General features: G+C 58.9%; 13 protein-coding genes, 1 tRNA gene and 3 pseudogenes. 8 read left to right on the top strand and 9 right to left on the bottom strand.

What is annotated here, in order from left to right; translation table 11 throughout:
- Positions 1–53 precede the first annotated feature (53 nt).
- Positions 54–590 carry a hypothetical protein gene (locus tag SS05631_RS32215; protein WP_202947957.1) on the top strand — a complete coding sequence of 179 codons (537 nt, stop codon included), beginning with the start codon at positions 54–56 and terminating at the stop codon, positions 588–590.
- Positions 591–607: 17 nt separating this feature from the next.
- On the opposite strand, the pseudogene SS05631_RS27405 reads toward SS05631_RS32215, so the two are convergent.
- The 3 genes and pseudogenes from SS05631_RS27405 to SS05631_RS27390 form a co-directional block, all read right to left on the bottom strand.
- Positions 608–994, bottom strand: a pseudogene (locus tag SS05631_RS27405) (recombinase family protein); the annotation flags it as partial.
- Positions 995–1,275: 281 nt separating this feature from the next.
- Positions 1,276–1,725, bottom strand: a complete 450-nt coding sequence (locus SS05631_RS32210; RefSeq protein WP_037436918.1) for a helix-turn-helix domain-containing protein — start codon at positions 1,723–1,725, stop codon at positions 1,276–1,278.
- Positions 1,726–1,915: 190 nt separating this feature from the next.
- Entirely contained in the window at positions 1,916–2,179 is a 264-nt protein-coding gene (locus SS05631_RS27390; protein WP_086021547.1) for a DUF5372 family protein, read from the bottom strand.
- Positions 2,180–2,223: 44 nt separating this feature from the next.
- Here SS05631_RS27390 and SS05631_RS27385 point away from each other — a divergent pair.
- Positions 2,224–2,901, top strand: a pseudogene (locus SS05631_RS27385) (ISNCY family transposase); the annotation flags it as partial.
- Between the two features lie 367 nt (positions 2,902–3,268).
- Positions 3,269–4,621 (top strand): IS5 family transposase, encoded by a 1,353-nt coding sequence (locus SS05631_RS27380; protein ID WP_037427476.1) that lies wholly within the window; start codon positions 3,269–3,271, stop codon positions 4,619–4,621.
- Positions 4,622–5,129: 508 nt separating this feature from the next.
- Here SS05631_RS27380 and SS05631_RS27365 read toward each other — a convergent pair.
- From SS05631_RS27365 to SS05631_RS27355, 3 genes are all read right to left on the bottom strand, one after another.
- Positions 5,130–5,867, bottom strand: coding sequence for a hypothetical protein (locus tag SS05631_RS27365; protein WP_095678168.1), 738 nt, complete (start codon positions 5,865–5,867; stop codon positions 5,130–5,132).
- Between the two features lie 303 nt (positions 5,868–6,170).
- The gene (locus SS05631_RS27360) at positions 6,171–6,593 is read right to left on the bottom strand and encodes a type II toxin-antitoxin system VapC family toxin (RefSeq protein ID WP_037427474.1); all 423 of its coding nucleotides are present in this window, start codon (positions 6,591–6,593) and stop codon (positions 6,171–6,173) included.
- The gene (locus tag SS05631_RS27355; RefSeq protein ID WP_010875326.1) at positions 6,590–6,847 is read right to left on the bottom strand and encodes a plasmid stability protein stbC; all 258 of its coding nucleotides are present in this window, start codon (positions 6,845–6,847) and stop codon (positions 6,590–6,592) included. The genes SS05631_RS27360 and SS05631_RS27355 overlap by 4 nt, the downstream gene beginning before the upstream one ends.
- A 317-nt stretch (positions 6,848–7,164) precedes the next feature.
- On the opposite strand from SS05631_RS27355, the gene SS05631_RS27350 reads away from it, so the two are divergent.
- The 4 genes from SS05631_RS27350 to SS05631_RS27335 are packed head-to-tail and all read left to right on the top strand — an operon-like array spanning position 7,165 to position 10,106.
- Positions 7,165–7,461, top strand: a complete 297-nt coding sequence (locus SS05631_RS27350) for a DUF2604 domain-containing protein (protein WP_037427472.1) — start codon at positions 7,165–7,167, stop codon at positions 7,459–7,461.
- Entirely contained in the window at positions 7,454–8,059 is a 606-nt protein-coding gene (locus SS05631_RS27345; RefSeq protein WP_037427479.1) for a putative metal-binding protein, read from the top strand. The genes SS05631_RS27350 and SS05631_RS27345 overlap by 8 nt, the downstream gene beginning before the upstream one ends.
- A 44-nt stretch (positions 8,060–8,103) precedes the next feature.
- Positions 8,104–8,544 (top strand): Mov34/MPN/PAD-1 family protein, encoded by a 441-nt coding sequence (locus SS05631_RS27340; RefSeq protein ID WP_240533550.1) that lies wholly within the window; start codon positions 8,104–8,106, stop codon positions 8,542–8,544.
- A 2-nt stretch (positions 8,545–8,546) separates the two neighbouring features.
- Positions 8,547–10,106: an E2 ligase fold family C protein gene (locus SS05631_RS27335; RefSeq protein ID WP_037427469.1), complete on the top strand. Its 1,560-nt coding sequence runs from the start codon at positions 8,547–8,549 to the stop codon at positions 10,104–10,106.
- A 117-nt stretch (positions 10,107–10,223) separates the two neighbouring features.
- Here the strand turns inward: SS05631_RS27335 and SS05631_RS32205 are convergent.
- A pseudogene (locus tag SS05631_RS32205) lies at positions 10,224–10,398 on the bottom strand (plasmid stability protein stbC); the annotation flags it as partial.
- A gap of 427 nt (positions 10,399–10,825) precedes the next feature.
- Here SS05631_RS32205 and SS05631_RS27325 point away from each other — a divergent pair.
- Positions 10,826–11,083 carry a hypothetical protein gene (locus SS05631_RS27325; RefSeq protein WP_014857619.1) on the top strand — a complete coding sequence of 86 codons (258 nt, stop codon included), beginning with the start codon at positions 10,826–10,828 and terminating at the stop codon, positions 11,081–11,083.
- A 162-nt stretch (positions 11,084–11,245) separates the two neighbouring features.
- Here SS05631_RS27325 and SS05631_RS27320 read toward each other — a convergent pair.
- A tRNA-Ile gene (locus SS05631_RS27320) sits at positions 11,246–11,321 on the bottom strand.
- A 375-nt stretch (positions 11,322–11,696) separates the two neighbouring features.
- On the bottom strand, positions 11,697–12,734 hold the full coding sequence (locus SS05631_RS27315; RefSeq protein ID WP_095678116.1) for an IS110 family transposase: 1,038 nt from the start codon (positions 12,732–12,734) through the stop codon (positions 11,697–11,699).
- Between the last annotated feature and the right edge of the window lie 264 nt (positions 12,735–12,998).

The following is a 12,998-nucleotide window of genomic DNA, read 5'->3' as shown; positions in this document are numbered from 1 at the left end:
TTTGGCAGAGATCTGACATAGAGTGGGGACGCAAGAAAACCTTACTACGCAGCTTGATCGACAAAGTGATCCTGCGACGGGTGGTCCGAGATCGGATTACGATCCGCATCGTTTGGCGAGGAGGTGACGTTACCGAACGCGAGGTCGAGCCGAGGGTGCATGCCTTGAGTGCGCTGTCTCGCGGCGCCGAGATGGAGGTCCGGCTGCTTGAACTGGCCCATCAAGGGCTCGACGATACGGCAATAGCGGCGAGGCTAACCAAGGAAGGCTTCCGCTCACCGCGCCGCAGCTACGTTCCTGTGCGCACCGTCCAGGTCGTCCGACAACGCCATCGCGTATTGAGGCAGTCTACACCAGCCCGCTCTCACCATATTCCCGGGTGGCTAACGGTGTCTGAATTAGCGAAGGTGGCGCAAGTTTCTCGCTCCTGGATCCGGCATCGAATCCGCAATGGCGTGATCAGTATCCACCAAAACGCCTCTCACAAACGCGTGCTGTTTCCAGATGCCGCTGCAACAATTGCCGCAATACAAGAGCTCAAATCCGGCGTGCGGCAACACCTCGACTTTACCCAATCTGCTACCGAATGAGGGTATCAACATGATAGATCGTAGACGCCATCCTCGTCCATGATGAGCGTGCGCGACAGGGCGGCCAGCTCAAGGAGACGGTGCCAGTCGGCATTGTTGCGTGCCAGGCGCGACACTTCCAGCCCCAGCACGATCCCCGCATGCCCCATCGCCACTTCGCTCACCAGGTGCTGGAAGCCGTCGCGGTCCTGCGACTGCGCGCCGGAGAGGCCGAGGTCGCTATCGATGACGTGGACACGTTCGATCGGCCAGCCCAGCGCCACGGCGCGATCGCGCAAGGCGTATTGCCGCTTGGTGCTCTCGGTGTTCTCGAACACCTGACGAAGCGAGGACTGACGCACGTAGAGGAATGCATCACGCCGCAGATGGTCGGCGTCAACCTTCATGGCGATGTCAGTAGACATGGTTCCCTCGGGTCTCTGCTGCCAGCACCATGTTGGCGAGCATGTGCACGAGCTGGCGATCGTGCACTGCAGCCGAAGCCGTGGGCCGTGGTTCCGGCCGCCGACGCGTCGGCGGGGAAGGCTGGGGGCTCGCGGTCAGCACCGCCAGCCCTTGCCAAAGGCCGTGGAAAACAATGGCGCCGATGTCCTTGGCACAGGCCTGACCGCAAAGGACGGCGGCGCGTAGCGTCTCGTAGAAATCCTTGCAGCTGCGCGGTAGCACCGGGGTGCGTGCATGGGGCTCACCGTTTTTTTTTACGGGCGATCGCGCGTTCGATGCTGCGGGGATGGACACTGATGCCGAGCGTCGAATGCAGCAGTTCTGCCAGGGAGCGCGCCTGCAGCGGGGCGCCCGCGTGCTGGTTCTGCTCGATGAGCTGCATGACCTCGTCGGTGAGTTTGTGGGCCGACTTTGGCCCTCGGGTGCGCGGCAGCAGGCCGGCAATGCCCTCGCGTTCGAACGCGGCCTCGGCCTGATAGTAGGTTGGCCGCGACAGACCGAAAAGCGCAGCGGCATCGGCCTTGTTGACGCCATCCTCCTGGACGTGACGCAGCATCTCGTACTTCACCTGCACGAGATCGAGAGGATCGAAGAAGGTGGACTCACGAAACCAGGGCGCGCGGACGGCTTCGGGCTGCGCGTTGAGTGCTCCGAGCTGGCGCAGTCGATCGCGTTTAGTCTCGTTGGGCATGGCATAACCTCTTCCTTGTTTGTAAATCAAATTACGCCTCAGTGGAGAACGTGTCAATCTAATGAAGGCAGCTGTTATGCCTATTAGTGCTGGAAATACTCGGCAGAATCGAGGCCAATGCCGATGACAACGCTTGCATGCCGCGGCATAATTAGGTTGACATACGCGGCATAAATTGCCTGACACGCATTCAGCCGCCATGGCCGCGCTCGATTTGCTCGATCAATGCCGCCAGGGTTGCCAGATCATCTGGACGCACGAACGACCTACCGGCCGCGACCTGAATGAAAACATCGGGTGCGGCGACATCCGTCCAAGACGCAAGCAGCGAGCGAAGCCGTCCATCCGCGTCGTAGAACATGACGCGGTCCTCGCCCCAGTTCTGCTTGCGTGTCGACAGCACGAAGCGCTGGCCGCGCCAAGGATGGAACGGGTGCGTGACCTCGAACTCTATACGCGCTTGAGTGTCAGCACGAACTGCAGTCCTGGACTTGAAAGAAGGGGCGCGTCGAGCGCGCCAACCAGACGCTGCAGGATCGCCTCGTCAAGGAACTGCGGCTGCGCGGCATCGACACGATCGCGGCGGCCAATGCCTATGCGCCGGAGTTCATGGCCGACTTCAATCGTCGCTTCGGCAAAGCGCCGCGCAATCCGAAGGACATGCATCGGCCGTTTGCCGCGCATGAGAACCTCGATGGCGCGATGTGCCGCAAGGAGATCCGCAAGCTGTCGCAGTCGCTGACGCTGCGCTATGACAAGGTGATGTTCATCCTCGATCCGACCGACCTCGCCACGGCGCTCGCCGGCAAGAAGGTCATTGTCTGCGACTATCCCGACGGTCGCCTCGAGGTCACCCATGAGGGGACGTCCCTGCCCTATAGAACCATCGACACGCTGCGCTCGGTGCACCGCTCCGAGGTGGTTGAGAACAAGCGCCTCGACGACATGCTGGCGGTGGTGGCCGAGATGCAGGCCGGACGACAGCAACAGCGCAGCAAGGGCGGGCCGCGCCGCAGCGGCCAGACGGACCATATGTTCGGCATTCGCGACGGCAGCCAGAGCAATGGCTATCAAAAGCGCGGCACGAAGCCTGGCAGGAAGACGGATTTCACCAAGGATCCCGTGGTTATCGCCAAGCGCCAGCAAGCCCTTGCGCGGCTAAAGGCGGCGGAGTGATCGGGCTGTCAAAGCTAAAGTTTATTCTTTCACCCTAACCCATCCGCCGCCGACCGGCCTACGCAACCCTGACCAGCTCCACCCGGCCGGCGGCTATCGTCTGCGTATTACACAAATATGTTCTCTTGCAAATGGAGTACTAAGGAATAGGATGATGTCGCATTTCTAAGTTGAGTACTTTGTCTCATCTTTAAATAGCTGTGACATGATATGTAGCCGCAAAGTTAAAGTGTCCTGTTCCTGCAAAGTAAGAAGTCCGCGCTGAAAAACCTGAAAATCTTTTGATTTCAGGGATTCCCAAGGAGTCTGAAGTATTTGAAACTGCAGGAAACTGCTTTGCGGCCCCCTGTTTTCTGGTGTTTTTTCGATGCGACCGACGCAGCCTTCTTCCGGCAAACATGATCTGTTTCGCGAACGTCTGGACGCGATGATCAATCTGAAGCATCCGCTGGTCCGTCTGGGCAAGGCGATTGCCTGGGAGCGCTTCGACCAAGCCTTTGGCGGCTTTTATCGGCCGATCGGTCGACCGGCCAAGCCGACCCGTCTGATGGTGGGCCTGCATTACCTGAAGCACGTCCACGACCTGTCGGACGAAGAGACGGTCGAGCGCTGGGTCGAAAATCCCTATTGGCAGTACTTCTGCGGCTTCGAATTTTTCCAACATGAGATGCCGATCGATGCCAGTACGATGACACGCTGGCGCAAACGGATCGGCCCGGAGGGTTTGGCCGAGATGCTCAAGGCAAGCGTCGATGCCGCACTTGACACGGGAACGGCAAAACCAGGCTCTCTGGAGCGCATCACGGTCGATACGACGGTGCAGCCCAAGGCGATTGCCTATCCGACGGACGGCCGGCTTTATCTGAAGGCGATCCTGTCTCTGGTGCGCCAGGCCAAACGCTTCGCCATTCCGCTTCGCCAGAGCCATACCCGCCTTGCCAAGGCCGCGGCAGTCCGGGTGGGACGCTATGCCCATGCCCGGCAGTTTCGCCGCATGCGCCGGGAGTTGAAGAAACTGCGCACCTATCTGGGCCGCGTCTTTCGCGATATTTGCCGCAAGATTGCTGGAAACACAGAGCTGGAGAACCGGTTTGCCAGCCTTCTCGGTCTCGTCGAGCGGTTGCTTGCCCAAAAGCCGAAGGACAAGATGAAGCTCTATTCGCTGCATGCGCCCGAGGTGGTGTGCATCGCCAAGGGCAAGGCGCGCACGCCTTACGAGTTCGGTGCCAAGGTGGGCATTGCGACGACCAACCGCGAGGGCCTGGTGGTGGCGGCCATGGCCTTCGAGGGCAATCCCTATGATGGTCATACGCTGGATCGGACCGTCAGCCAGGCGACCAAGATCGGCGGTGTAGATCCTGAGCGCATTTACGTTGACAAGGGCTTTCGCGGTCATGATTACCGGGGCGACGCCACCGTCGTCATCGCCGGGCAGAAGCGCGGCCTGACCGCTACCATGCGACGCGAACTCAAACGACGATCGGCCATCGAGGCCACCATCGGTCATATGAAGACCGATGGCAGGCTGGACCGGAACTACCTCCTCGGCCATACTGGCGATGCCGCCAATGCCCTGCTCGTGGCTGCCGCGCACAATCTGCGCCTCATCCTCAGGCTTCTCGCCGTTTGGCGCGCATGTATCCTGGTCGTCATCACATCACTCACCGCAAAAACCGATACTTCGCTGCCATTCAACAACCGCCAAACTTCAATCGCTTAGCCGTTGTTCAGGGCGGACAACGTATCCACAAACCGTTCATGCTGCGGACCGTCCAATGTGACCGCATCTATGTTCTCGCAGGACCGAACCTTGAGGCGCAGTGGGATGTTGTTGCCTGGACCAAGTTGGTTCATGAGCCAGCCTACGCAGTGGGCCTCGTCTCCCGGTGGGTGCTCATGACAAGCCATCACATGTCCTGCGTCGTGCAGGGATCCCGGCTCGGCAATCGTCCTCGCAAGTGCGTGATGCAGCGTTTCAGTGTAGCCATGCGGAATATCGTGAGGGTCGGTTGATACTTTCCACGGGCACTTGTCGCACTGCCGAATTCGTCTTTGGACGCCGATTGACACCCTGAAGACCAACAGCGAGAAGATTGGCTACAAACCGCGGGGCCGCAAGCCGGGCAAGCGGACGGATTTTATGAACGATCCGGCCGTCATTGCTCGGCGTCGACAGGCGCTTTCCCAGCAAAGTGCGGTGGAGCAAGGGCAACCCTACCCGGCACAGTTCAATGGAGGATAAACTCGGATTGCCTGTCTGATTCCAGCTTTAAACAGGCAGCCCACAACGGTGTCTTGTGGTAGGTTCCGCCCTGCCCAATGGTCAGTCCCTCGCGCTCTTCGTGCAGCAATCCCAGCCAGCACAGCGGGCGAATGATATCGTAGCGGAGCGCCGACCTTTCCGCCCAGGTTTCGACAGTCATTTCTGCTGGCTCCGGGTACGATTCGCCCGGGTATAGCTCGTTCGCCAGGTCGTCCAACGAACAGCCCGTTTCTGCTTTCATATTTATAAGATTGAGAAAGACGTGCCACCAACGCATCCGATTACGGACAGCCTCCTGCGTCTGCCCGTAATGGATATAAGCATAAAGATAATCCGTCGCGATCAGATCGAAGAAGGCCTGCGGTCTCGCCAGAAAGTCTCGGCCGCGTTGGGTTGGTACCAGTACGTCCTTTCGCCGCCGAAGAAGCCGCAAGTGCTTGAGCATGTCACGGACGACCAAAAGCGGCGGCATATCGGCTTCGTTCAGAACCTTGCTGATGCTGTATAAGTCGTCCGACGTGTGGCCGGGCCAATCGAAGTGAACAGCGGCCCAGTGGACGAACTTGCGGTTCATCGCCCCCGAGGCGGTCAGACCGATACCTCCTTGGGTCTCGGCGTAGGAAACAGTCATGACCATGCCACGAAACAGTGGCGACAGCGCGGCTACATCGACGTCACCCATCAGCTTGATTTCCGGAAGCATCGCGAGATCCTGGCCCTGCACATTCAGCTGCCTGCAACATCTACCAGGAACGCAATAATTGAAACCGAGAAAGCTAAAGCCGAAGGGGTGCTCTTCACCCGCCCCCTCCCTTCCCTTGCAACCCGGCCCAGCCGGCCCGGTCGGGGGCTTGCCTCAGCGCAAGTGGACATGCCGAGTGTCGTATTTCTAAATGGCTGAAGACGTATCCAAAGTGACATTTTAACTTTGCCCAACGGCGGACAGTTCAACCTGGCCGCCACATTATGGTTTAACATACCGCATAGAGAAATGAGATCGGCGGGATCATGCCGGCTCCCAGGGGTTGATGATGTCTAGTCCAGCTGCCTCGAACGGACTGGTATCGCGCGTAGCAACCATAAAGCCATGCGCAACCGCCGTTGCGGCGATATAGCCATCCGCCTTGCCGATGACGTTGCCTGACGTTTTCGCTTGCGCCATCAGGTCCGCATAACTTCGCGACGCGTCCAAGTCGAAGGGAAGAACGCGCCCTGCGAGGGCTGGCAAGACCTCTCCTTCCAAGCGATTCTGAAAGATCGTGCGTCGCTTGCCTGCCGGCATGGCCGCCAAGCCGAAACGCAGTTCGGCCACCGTAATCGCGGACAAATACAGTGTTTCAATCATCTGCGCATCGATCCAGGCCAACACAGCGCGGTCCGGCTCGGCCTTCCACAATTCGGATATGACGTTGGTGTCGAGCACGATCATTCGAAGCTCATCGGTTCAGCAGGAGTCTTGTCACGGAGCTGGTTGAAATGCTCCGCTTCGGCATCCGTCAGCCCTCCAGCTTCATGGGCAATAGACGCCAATAAAGAGCCGAGTTTGACCCGCTCCGGGGGCCGGACAGTCGTTTCTAGGATGTCGCGGATCTCGGCTTCGGTGCTGCGGCCATGCATTGCTGCTCGTACGCGTAGCGCTCGGTGCACCTCGTCGGGCAGGTTCCTAACGGTCACATTTGCCATGATGGCTTCCCTTCAATGACGATATCAAAGATAGCATTATACATCTAGCGCTATCATACGGCAATATCTTATGGAAGATTTGGCCAATACTTTAGCTGCTCTAATCGATTATAGTTGTGATGAGCAGTTTTCCGGGGGTTTACTTGCCTCTCAAGTACCGCGTAAAAAAGCCTAGCACCGATTCGGTAGCTTATCTCCTGTCTTTCACGTACTCGCGGTTCGTGGCGCCGAGTGGACGATCAAAGACCGCCAGCCCGCTCACCAGTGGGTCGGCAGTAGTGCCTTGGGGCCGGTTGGCAAGCCACTGGAGTATGACAATGTCGAAGGATTCGGGTAAGGGCGACAATCACGGAGGCGGCCTCGGGAAGATCGAAATCATCGTCGTGGTGAACGGCCAGCCTACGCAGGTCGAAGCCAATCCCAACCAGCCGCTTCACGTCGTTCGCACCAAAGCCCTTGAGAGCACGCAAAACGTGGCCCAACCTGCCGACAACTGGGAGCTCAAGGACGAGGTCGGCAACTTGCTCGACGTCGACAAGAAAATCGGCGATTTCGGCTTCGCGAACACGGCAACCCTGTTCCTCAGCCTGAAGGCGGGTGTCGCAGGTGCCTGAACTCCAAACTGTGGACCCGGAGGTCTCGCGAGCAAAGTTTGATCGGGAGATCAGCCGGTTCCGGCCATATGCAGATGCCTATCGGGCTCAAGGCTGCTTCCTGATCGATGCGAGCTTCCCGAGCGCATTCTTCATATTTGTAAGCCCTAAAGTAAAGCCGCGCGTTATCGGCGCAGCCATTGAGATCGACTTCACCAACTACGACTTAAGACCACCGTCTGTGGTCTTTGTCGATCCATTTACGCGCCAGCCGATTGCCCGGAAGGATCTCCCCCTGAATATGCTGAGACGTCTGCCCGGAACGCCGCCGGAAATGATTGGAGCTCTCATCCAGCAGAACGCCGTGACGGATTTCATCCAGGCCAACAGTCTCGAGGACCAACCATTCCTGTGCATGGCGGGAATCCGGGAATACCACGATAATCCAGCGCACTCAGGTGACCCATGGCTACTTCATCGGGGTTCTGGCGAAGGCTGTTTGGCCTTCATCCTGGACAAGATCATCAAGTACGGGACCGGCCCCGTGGAGCAGCTGCAGATTCAGCTTCAATTCGCGGTGGGAGGGCTGCTGGTACCACCTCAGGCCATTCCAGAATGACCGCGTTAGAGGATGTCAGGACAGTCGCCCTCCCCCGAGATTGTGTGTCCACTGCACAGGCGCATCTGCGCTCGGTTGGACAGCAGGGCTATGAAGGAATGGCGCTCTGGGTCGGCGTTCAGCAAGACCAGCACTTTGCGGTAACAGAAACGGTTATCCCGGCGCAGAGACACATCCGAACGAGCGACGGCGTCTGCGTGATAGTTCCTGCCGAAGAACTGCACCGCCTAAACGTCTGGCTCTACAAACGTGGCCTGATGCTTCTGGCGCAGATCCACAGTCATCCGGGCCGCGCCTATCACTCGACGACCGATGACGCCTACGCGATCGCTACCACGGTGGGGTGTCTCTCGCTGGTAGTGCCGAATTTCGCCCGCGAGCCTTTCGACCTTACTCGTGTCGCCGCCTATCGACTTGACGCGAGGGCGAACTGGAATGAGGTCCCGTCCGCGGCACTGACGCGAATGATCACGATAACGAGTTGACGATGGCCCTTGCTAATTTCATCGACCGAGCCGCGACGGCGGCATCTCAGGTCCTGGCCGATTTTCATCTGGGCGACTTCAAAGCGGCTCTTGAAAAGCAGGTCGTGGCCGTCGCCTTCGACGATCAGGCCGCTTCCTGCGCCGAAGGCCAGGCGACGCTAGATCTTGCGGTGAGGTTGCTTGCCAGACTGTATCCGGTTCTGGCAATACTCCCCTTGGACAGTGCGGCGAGCTTTCAAGCCCAGGCGCTGGAGCGATTGGCAAAGTCGATCAATCCAAAAATCGGCATTCGGCGTTCCGGCAAGTCCGCCATGGTCTGCCTAGTTGCAGGTGCGACGCGCCCATCACTCCGGTGCCCAACCTTTTTCATCGGATCGGACGGTTGGGCGGCAAAGCTGTCGCGTACGGACCCGGTGGGCTCTGGCTCGAGTTTGCTGCCCTATGGAGCTGGCGCCGCCAGTTGCTTCGGCGCCGCCAACGTCTTTCGAACCATCTTCGCCGCCCAGTTAACCGGCGCCGAGTTGGACCAGGACATTGACCTCTCGTTATACAGCTACAACAAGACCAAAGCTGGCGATGCTCGCCCGGTTGACCTTCCTGTCGACCTTGGCGAAACGCACCTCTTTGGGCTCGGCGCAATAGGCCATGGCGCGCTTTGGGCCCTGGCGAGACAATCCGGCCTCTCGGGTCGCCTGCATGTCGTCGACCACGAAGCGGTCGAACTCTCAAACCTGCAGCGCTACGTATTGGCCGGCCAAGCGGAAATCGGCATGTCCAAGGCGGTTCTTGCAACCACCGCCCTTCGATCGACCGCTTTAGAGGTCGAGGCGCACCCGCTGAAGTGGGCAGAACATGTTGCGCGCCGGGGCGACTGGATTTTCGATCGAGTGGGTGTGGCGCTTGACACAGCGGCCGACCGCCTCGCTGTCCAAGGTGCTCTGCCGCGATGGATCGCGAATGCCTGGACGCAGGAACACGATCTCGGCATCTCGCGGCATGGTTTCGATGACGGCCAGGCATGCCTTTGTTGCATGTACATGCCGTCCGGAAAATCCAAGGACGAGCACCAGCTGATTGCCGAGGAACTCGGGACACCGGAAGCACACGAGCAGGTGAAAGCGCTATTGCAGACCAACGCCGGCGTCCCCAACGACTTTGTGGTTCGAGTGGCTACGGCGATGGGCGTGCCTTTTGAGCCGCTCGCCCCGTTTGTTGGCCAACCTCTCCGTTCCTTCTACCAGCAGGCTATCTGCGGCGGTCTGGTATTCCAGCTTAGCGATGGAAGTCGTCTCGTTCGAACCGTGGTTCCGATGGCCTTTCAGTCAGCGCTTGCCGGGATCATGCTTGCCGCGGAGCTGGTCAAACATAGTGCGGGTTTTCCCATGAGCGCAACGACAAGCACTCGCGTGAATCTTCTGCGTCCCCTTGGATCTCACTTACATGACCCGAAAGCCAAAGACTCGAGCGGCCGCTGCATCTGTAGCGACGAAGATTTCATCTCGGCCTATAGGCGCAAATACGGCAACAGCGTTGAACCGCTGAGCAACATATCCGCTACCTAAGCAGAAGCGGACGTCGCCGTTGCCGCGGACGGGGCGGCAGGGTGTGCGCGTGACAATGTCGGCGCCACTATGACACGCTCGGCCTTTTTCTCTGTCTCCGATCGTTCCACGCGAATTCGGTCCAGCAGGAGTCTTGTCACGGAGCTGGTTGAAATACTCCGCTTCGGCATCGGTCAAGCCCCATGCTTCAAGGGCAGCAGGCGCCAATAAAGACCCGTTTGACCCGCTCCGGGGGATGGCAATCACTTTAGAGGATGCTGCGGATCTCGGCTTCGGTGCTGCGGCCATGCATTGCTGCTCGCACGCGAAGCGCTCGACGCCAACTGTGCTAAGAACCGTCTTCCGCCACTTCCTGCTTTTGGACGGGTTCGGCAAGTGGGTAGCTTCCGTTAGTTCGACATTTTGTTCGGCCAGAGCCTTGCGAAAGGCTTTGGCCATGAATTTCGAGCGTGCGAAAACACTAATGGTTCTTTCCCTTTCTGGGGCGTAATGGAGGTCAGTGCTCGCGTTTCTGACGAGCCGCCCACAAGGGTCAAGCCATGAATTTGTGCATTCACCATTCCGGAGCGAGCGGCGGGCTTGATGGGCCGACTCGGATGGTAGCCAATTTGCCGTTGAGGTCAACGAGGCACAGTCCGCTGTCGCGCCCAAAAAGAAGCGAAACTGTGATAGAAGTGTTCGTCAGGCCGGAGCAAAGGCCAACGAAGGGCAGCGCAGCAATGCTGAAAACCGATACCCGCCAAGCGAATTGGCGCCGTGCCAATCCAGGGAAGTATGATGCTCATCTCGCTGTGCAGCGCGCAGTGAATGCAGGCGAACTGGAGAAGCAAACGTGCGAAGTCTGCGGGATCGAAGCAGTCGATGCCCATCACGACCAATATGACGAGCCTTTGAAGGTACGGTGGTTATGCCGGCGGCATCACACACGACTTCACCACTACGGCGAAGACATGTTTCCGATCAGGGATGCATTTTAGTTGCCCTTTGGACTTGCCAGGCGGCAGACCTCGGGCTCCGTGGCTATCTCTGGGAGGTTTCGGTGTGACGGAGCATATGCTGCTTTCCAGGCAGCCCCGGTCGTCTATCGCGGGGCGACGCAGATGCTCGAGTGCCGCGGTATGAGGCGACACAAAAAAATTTGGTGGGCCCGGCAGGACTCGAACCTGCAACCAATCGGTTATGAGCCGACGGCTCTAACCATTGAGCTACAGGCCCCTCCTCCAGACGGCTTACGGCAGCAGTGAGAGATTTGCAATATTTCAATCTACTCCCGACCGACGTTTGCGCTTGGGCGCTGCGGTCTGCAGCGCGACATATGTGGAACGACCCGCTTGGCAAGGGCATTTTTCAGCGATTCATCCCGCGGGAACGGTGCGGTCATATGTCCGGCCTATCAGCGCGGTTCTGTGGACCGCTGGCCTCGATGAAGTCCGCGAAACGAGTGACTGATCAACCAAACGCGCTCGAAGCGCAATGTCGCGCTGGCCTCTCTCGCCTCGGGATTTCGTCCCGTTGTGGAATCATCGCTTGTTTGTGCACCTTGCCACTGGCGGCTACCGTGCCGCGCAGTTCGTGATGTTCGTTGTCAGCTTATGAGCTGGCCGCACTGCTCTCGAGACCGCGATATGTTCCGCCCTTGGTCAGGAGCGCCCAGATGATCCGCGCCATTTTGTTGGCGAGCGCGATCGCAACGACCTTGAAAGGCCGTCGCGCTAACAGTGCGACTAGCCACCGTGGGGCTTTGTGGTTGCCTCTTGCATGTCGCAGGACCGAGGTTGCACCGGCGACGAGCAGAGTGCGAAGCTCGGGATTGCCCATCTTCGATATTTTGCCCAATCGCTCCTTGCCTCCGCTCGAATGGGATCTCGGCGTTAATCCCAGCCATGCGGCGAAATGGCGCCCGGATTTGAACCCACCCGGGTCTGGGACAAGCGCCTTGATGGAGGCCGACGTAATGGCTCCGACGCCAGGGATTGTGGCCAGCCGCCGCATGTCTTCGTCATGCTTCACTTCGGCGACAAGCTCTCGCTCGAGTTTGTTGATCTGCAGCGCCAGCGCGTCGATTTGATCCGCAATTGCCGTCAAAGCGAAGCGGGCCGCGTTCGGGAGACGCGCATCGGTTTCATCACGCACGATCGCGATCAGGCTTGCAATTTTCGCCGTGCCGATGCCGGCAATGATCCCCAGTTCGGACAGGTGAGCACGTAGCGCGTTGATCGTCTGAGTTTGCTGACGAACCAGAAGGGCGCGTGTCTTCAAGACCATCGCCGCCGCCTGCTGTTCGGGGGATTTCACCGGAACGAAGCGCATCGTCTTGCGCGTCACTGCCTCACTAATCGCCTCAGCGTCGGCTGCATCCGTCGTCCCCCGTTTGACGAACGGTTTGACATAGGCCGGCGGAATCAAACGTACCTCGTGGCCGAGTGCGCCGATCTCCCGCGCCCAGTAGTGCGAACCACTGCAGGCTTCGATACCAACCAAACATGGGGGCTGCTTCTCAAAGAAACGCAGCACCTCGGCGCGGCGCAGCCTTCGGGTGAAGAGTGGAGAGCCCTCAGCGTCGGCGCCATGAGCCTGAAAAATCTGCTTGGCCAAATCCAACCCGATAGTGATAACTACTTGCTTCACGGAACGGCTCCTACCTTGTGGCGTTCAAAACAACGACCACGTTAGCACGTTGATGCTGTGGTAGCGGGTCGTTCCACCTCATCAACCAAGATGAGACGAAGCGTCAATCAAGATGAGACTCGGCAGCAGCGGTGGAACGCAGAGAGGGCGTAGCCCGAACGGAGTTCTACCGCTGCTGGCGCGCCGATTCATCTGGTGATTGCGGTTCGACCGGTACGTTGGGTTCTTCGAAGAACGGGGAACCACCTTTGTGCTAGGTCGTCA

This window comes from Sinorhizobium sp. CCBAU 05631 (genome assembly GCF_002288505.1).
In the GTDB taxonomy this organism is placed as follows: Bacteria; Pseudomonadota; Alphaproteobacteria; order Rhizobiales; family Rhizobiaceae; genus Sinorhizobium; species Sinorhizobium fredii_C.
The sequence above is the reverse complement of the archived record's forward strand: the minus strand, read 5'-3'. Positions and strand labels throughout refer to the sequence as shown.

Coding starts and splice junctions, on each gene's coding strand:
- SS05631_RS32210 (WP_037436918.1), bottom strand. CDS start 1,725: ATGCCCAACGAGACTAAACGCGATCGACTGCGCCAGCTCGGAGCACTC.
- SS05631_RS27380 (WP_037427476.1), top strand. CDS start 3,269: ATGCGACCGACGCAGCCTTCTTCCGGCAAACATGATCTGTTTCGCGAA.
- SS05631_RS27365 (WP_095678168.1), bottom strand. CDS start 5,867: ATGCTTCCGGAAATCAAGCTGATGGGTGACGTCGATGTAGCCGCGCTG.
- SS05631_RS27360 (WP_037427474.1), bottom strand. CDS start 6,593: ATGATCGTGCTCGACACCAACGTCATATCCGAATTGTGGAAGGCCGAG.
- SS05631_RS27355 (WP_010875326.1), bottom strand. CDS start 6,847: ATGGCAAATGTGACCGTTAGGAACCTGCCCGACGAGGTGCACCGAGCG.
- SS05631_RS27350 (WP_037427472.1), top strand. CDS start 7,165: ATGTCGAAGGATTCGGGTAAGGGCGACAATCACGGAGGCGGCCTCGGG.
- SS05631_RS27335 (WP_037427469.1), top strand. CDS start 8,547: ATGGCCCTTGCTAATTTCATCGACCGAGCCGCGACGGCGGCATCTCAG.
- SS05631_RS27325 (WP_014857619.1), top strand. CDS start 10,826: ATGCTGAAAACCGATACCCGCCAAGCGAATTGGCGCCGTGCCAATCCA.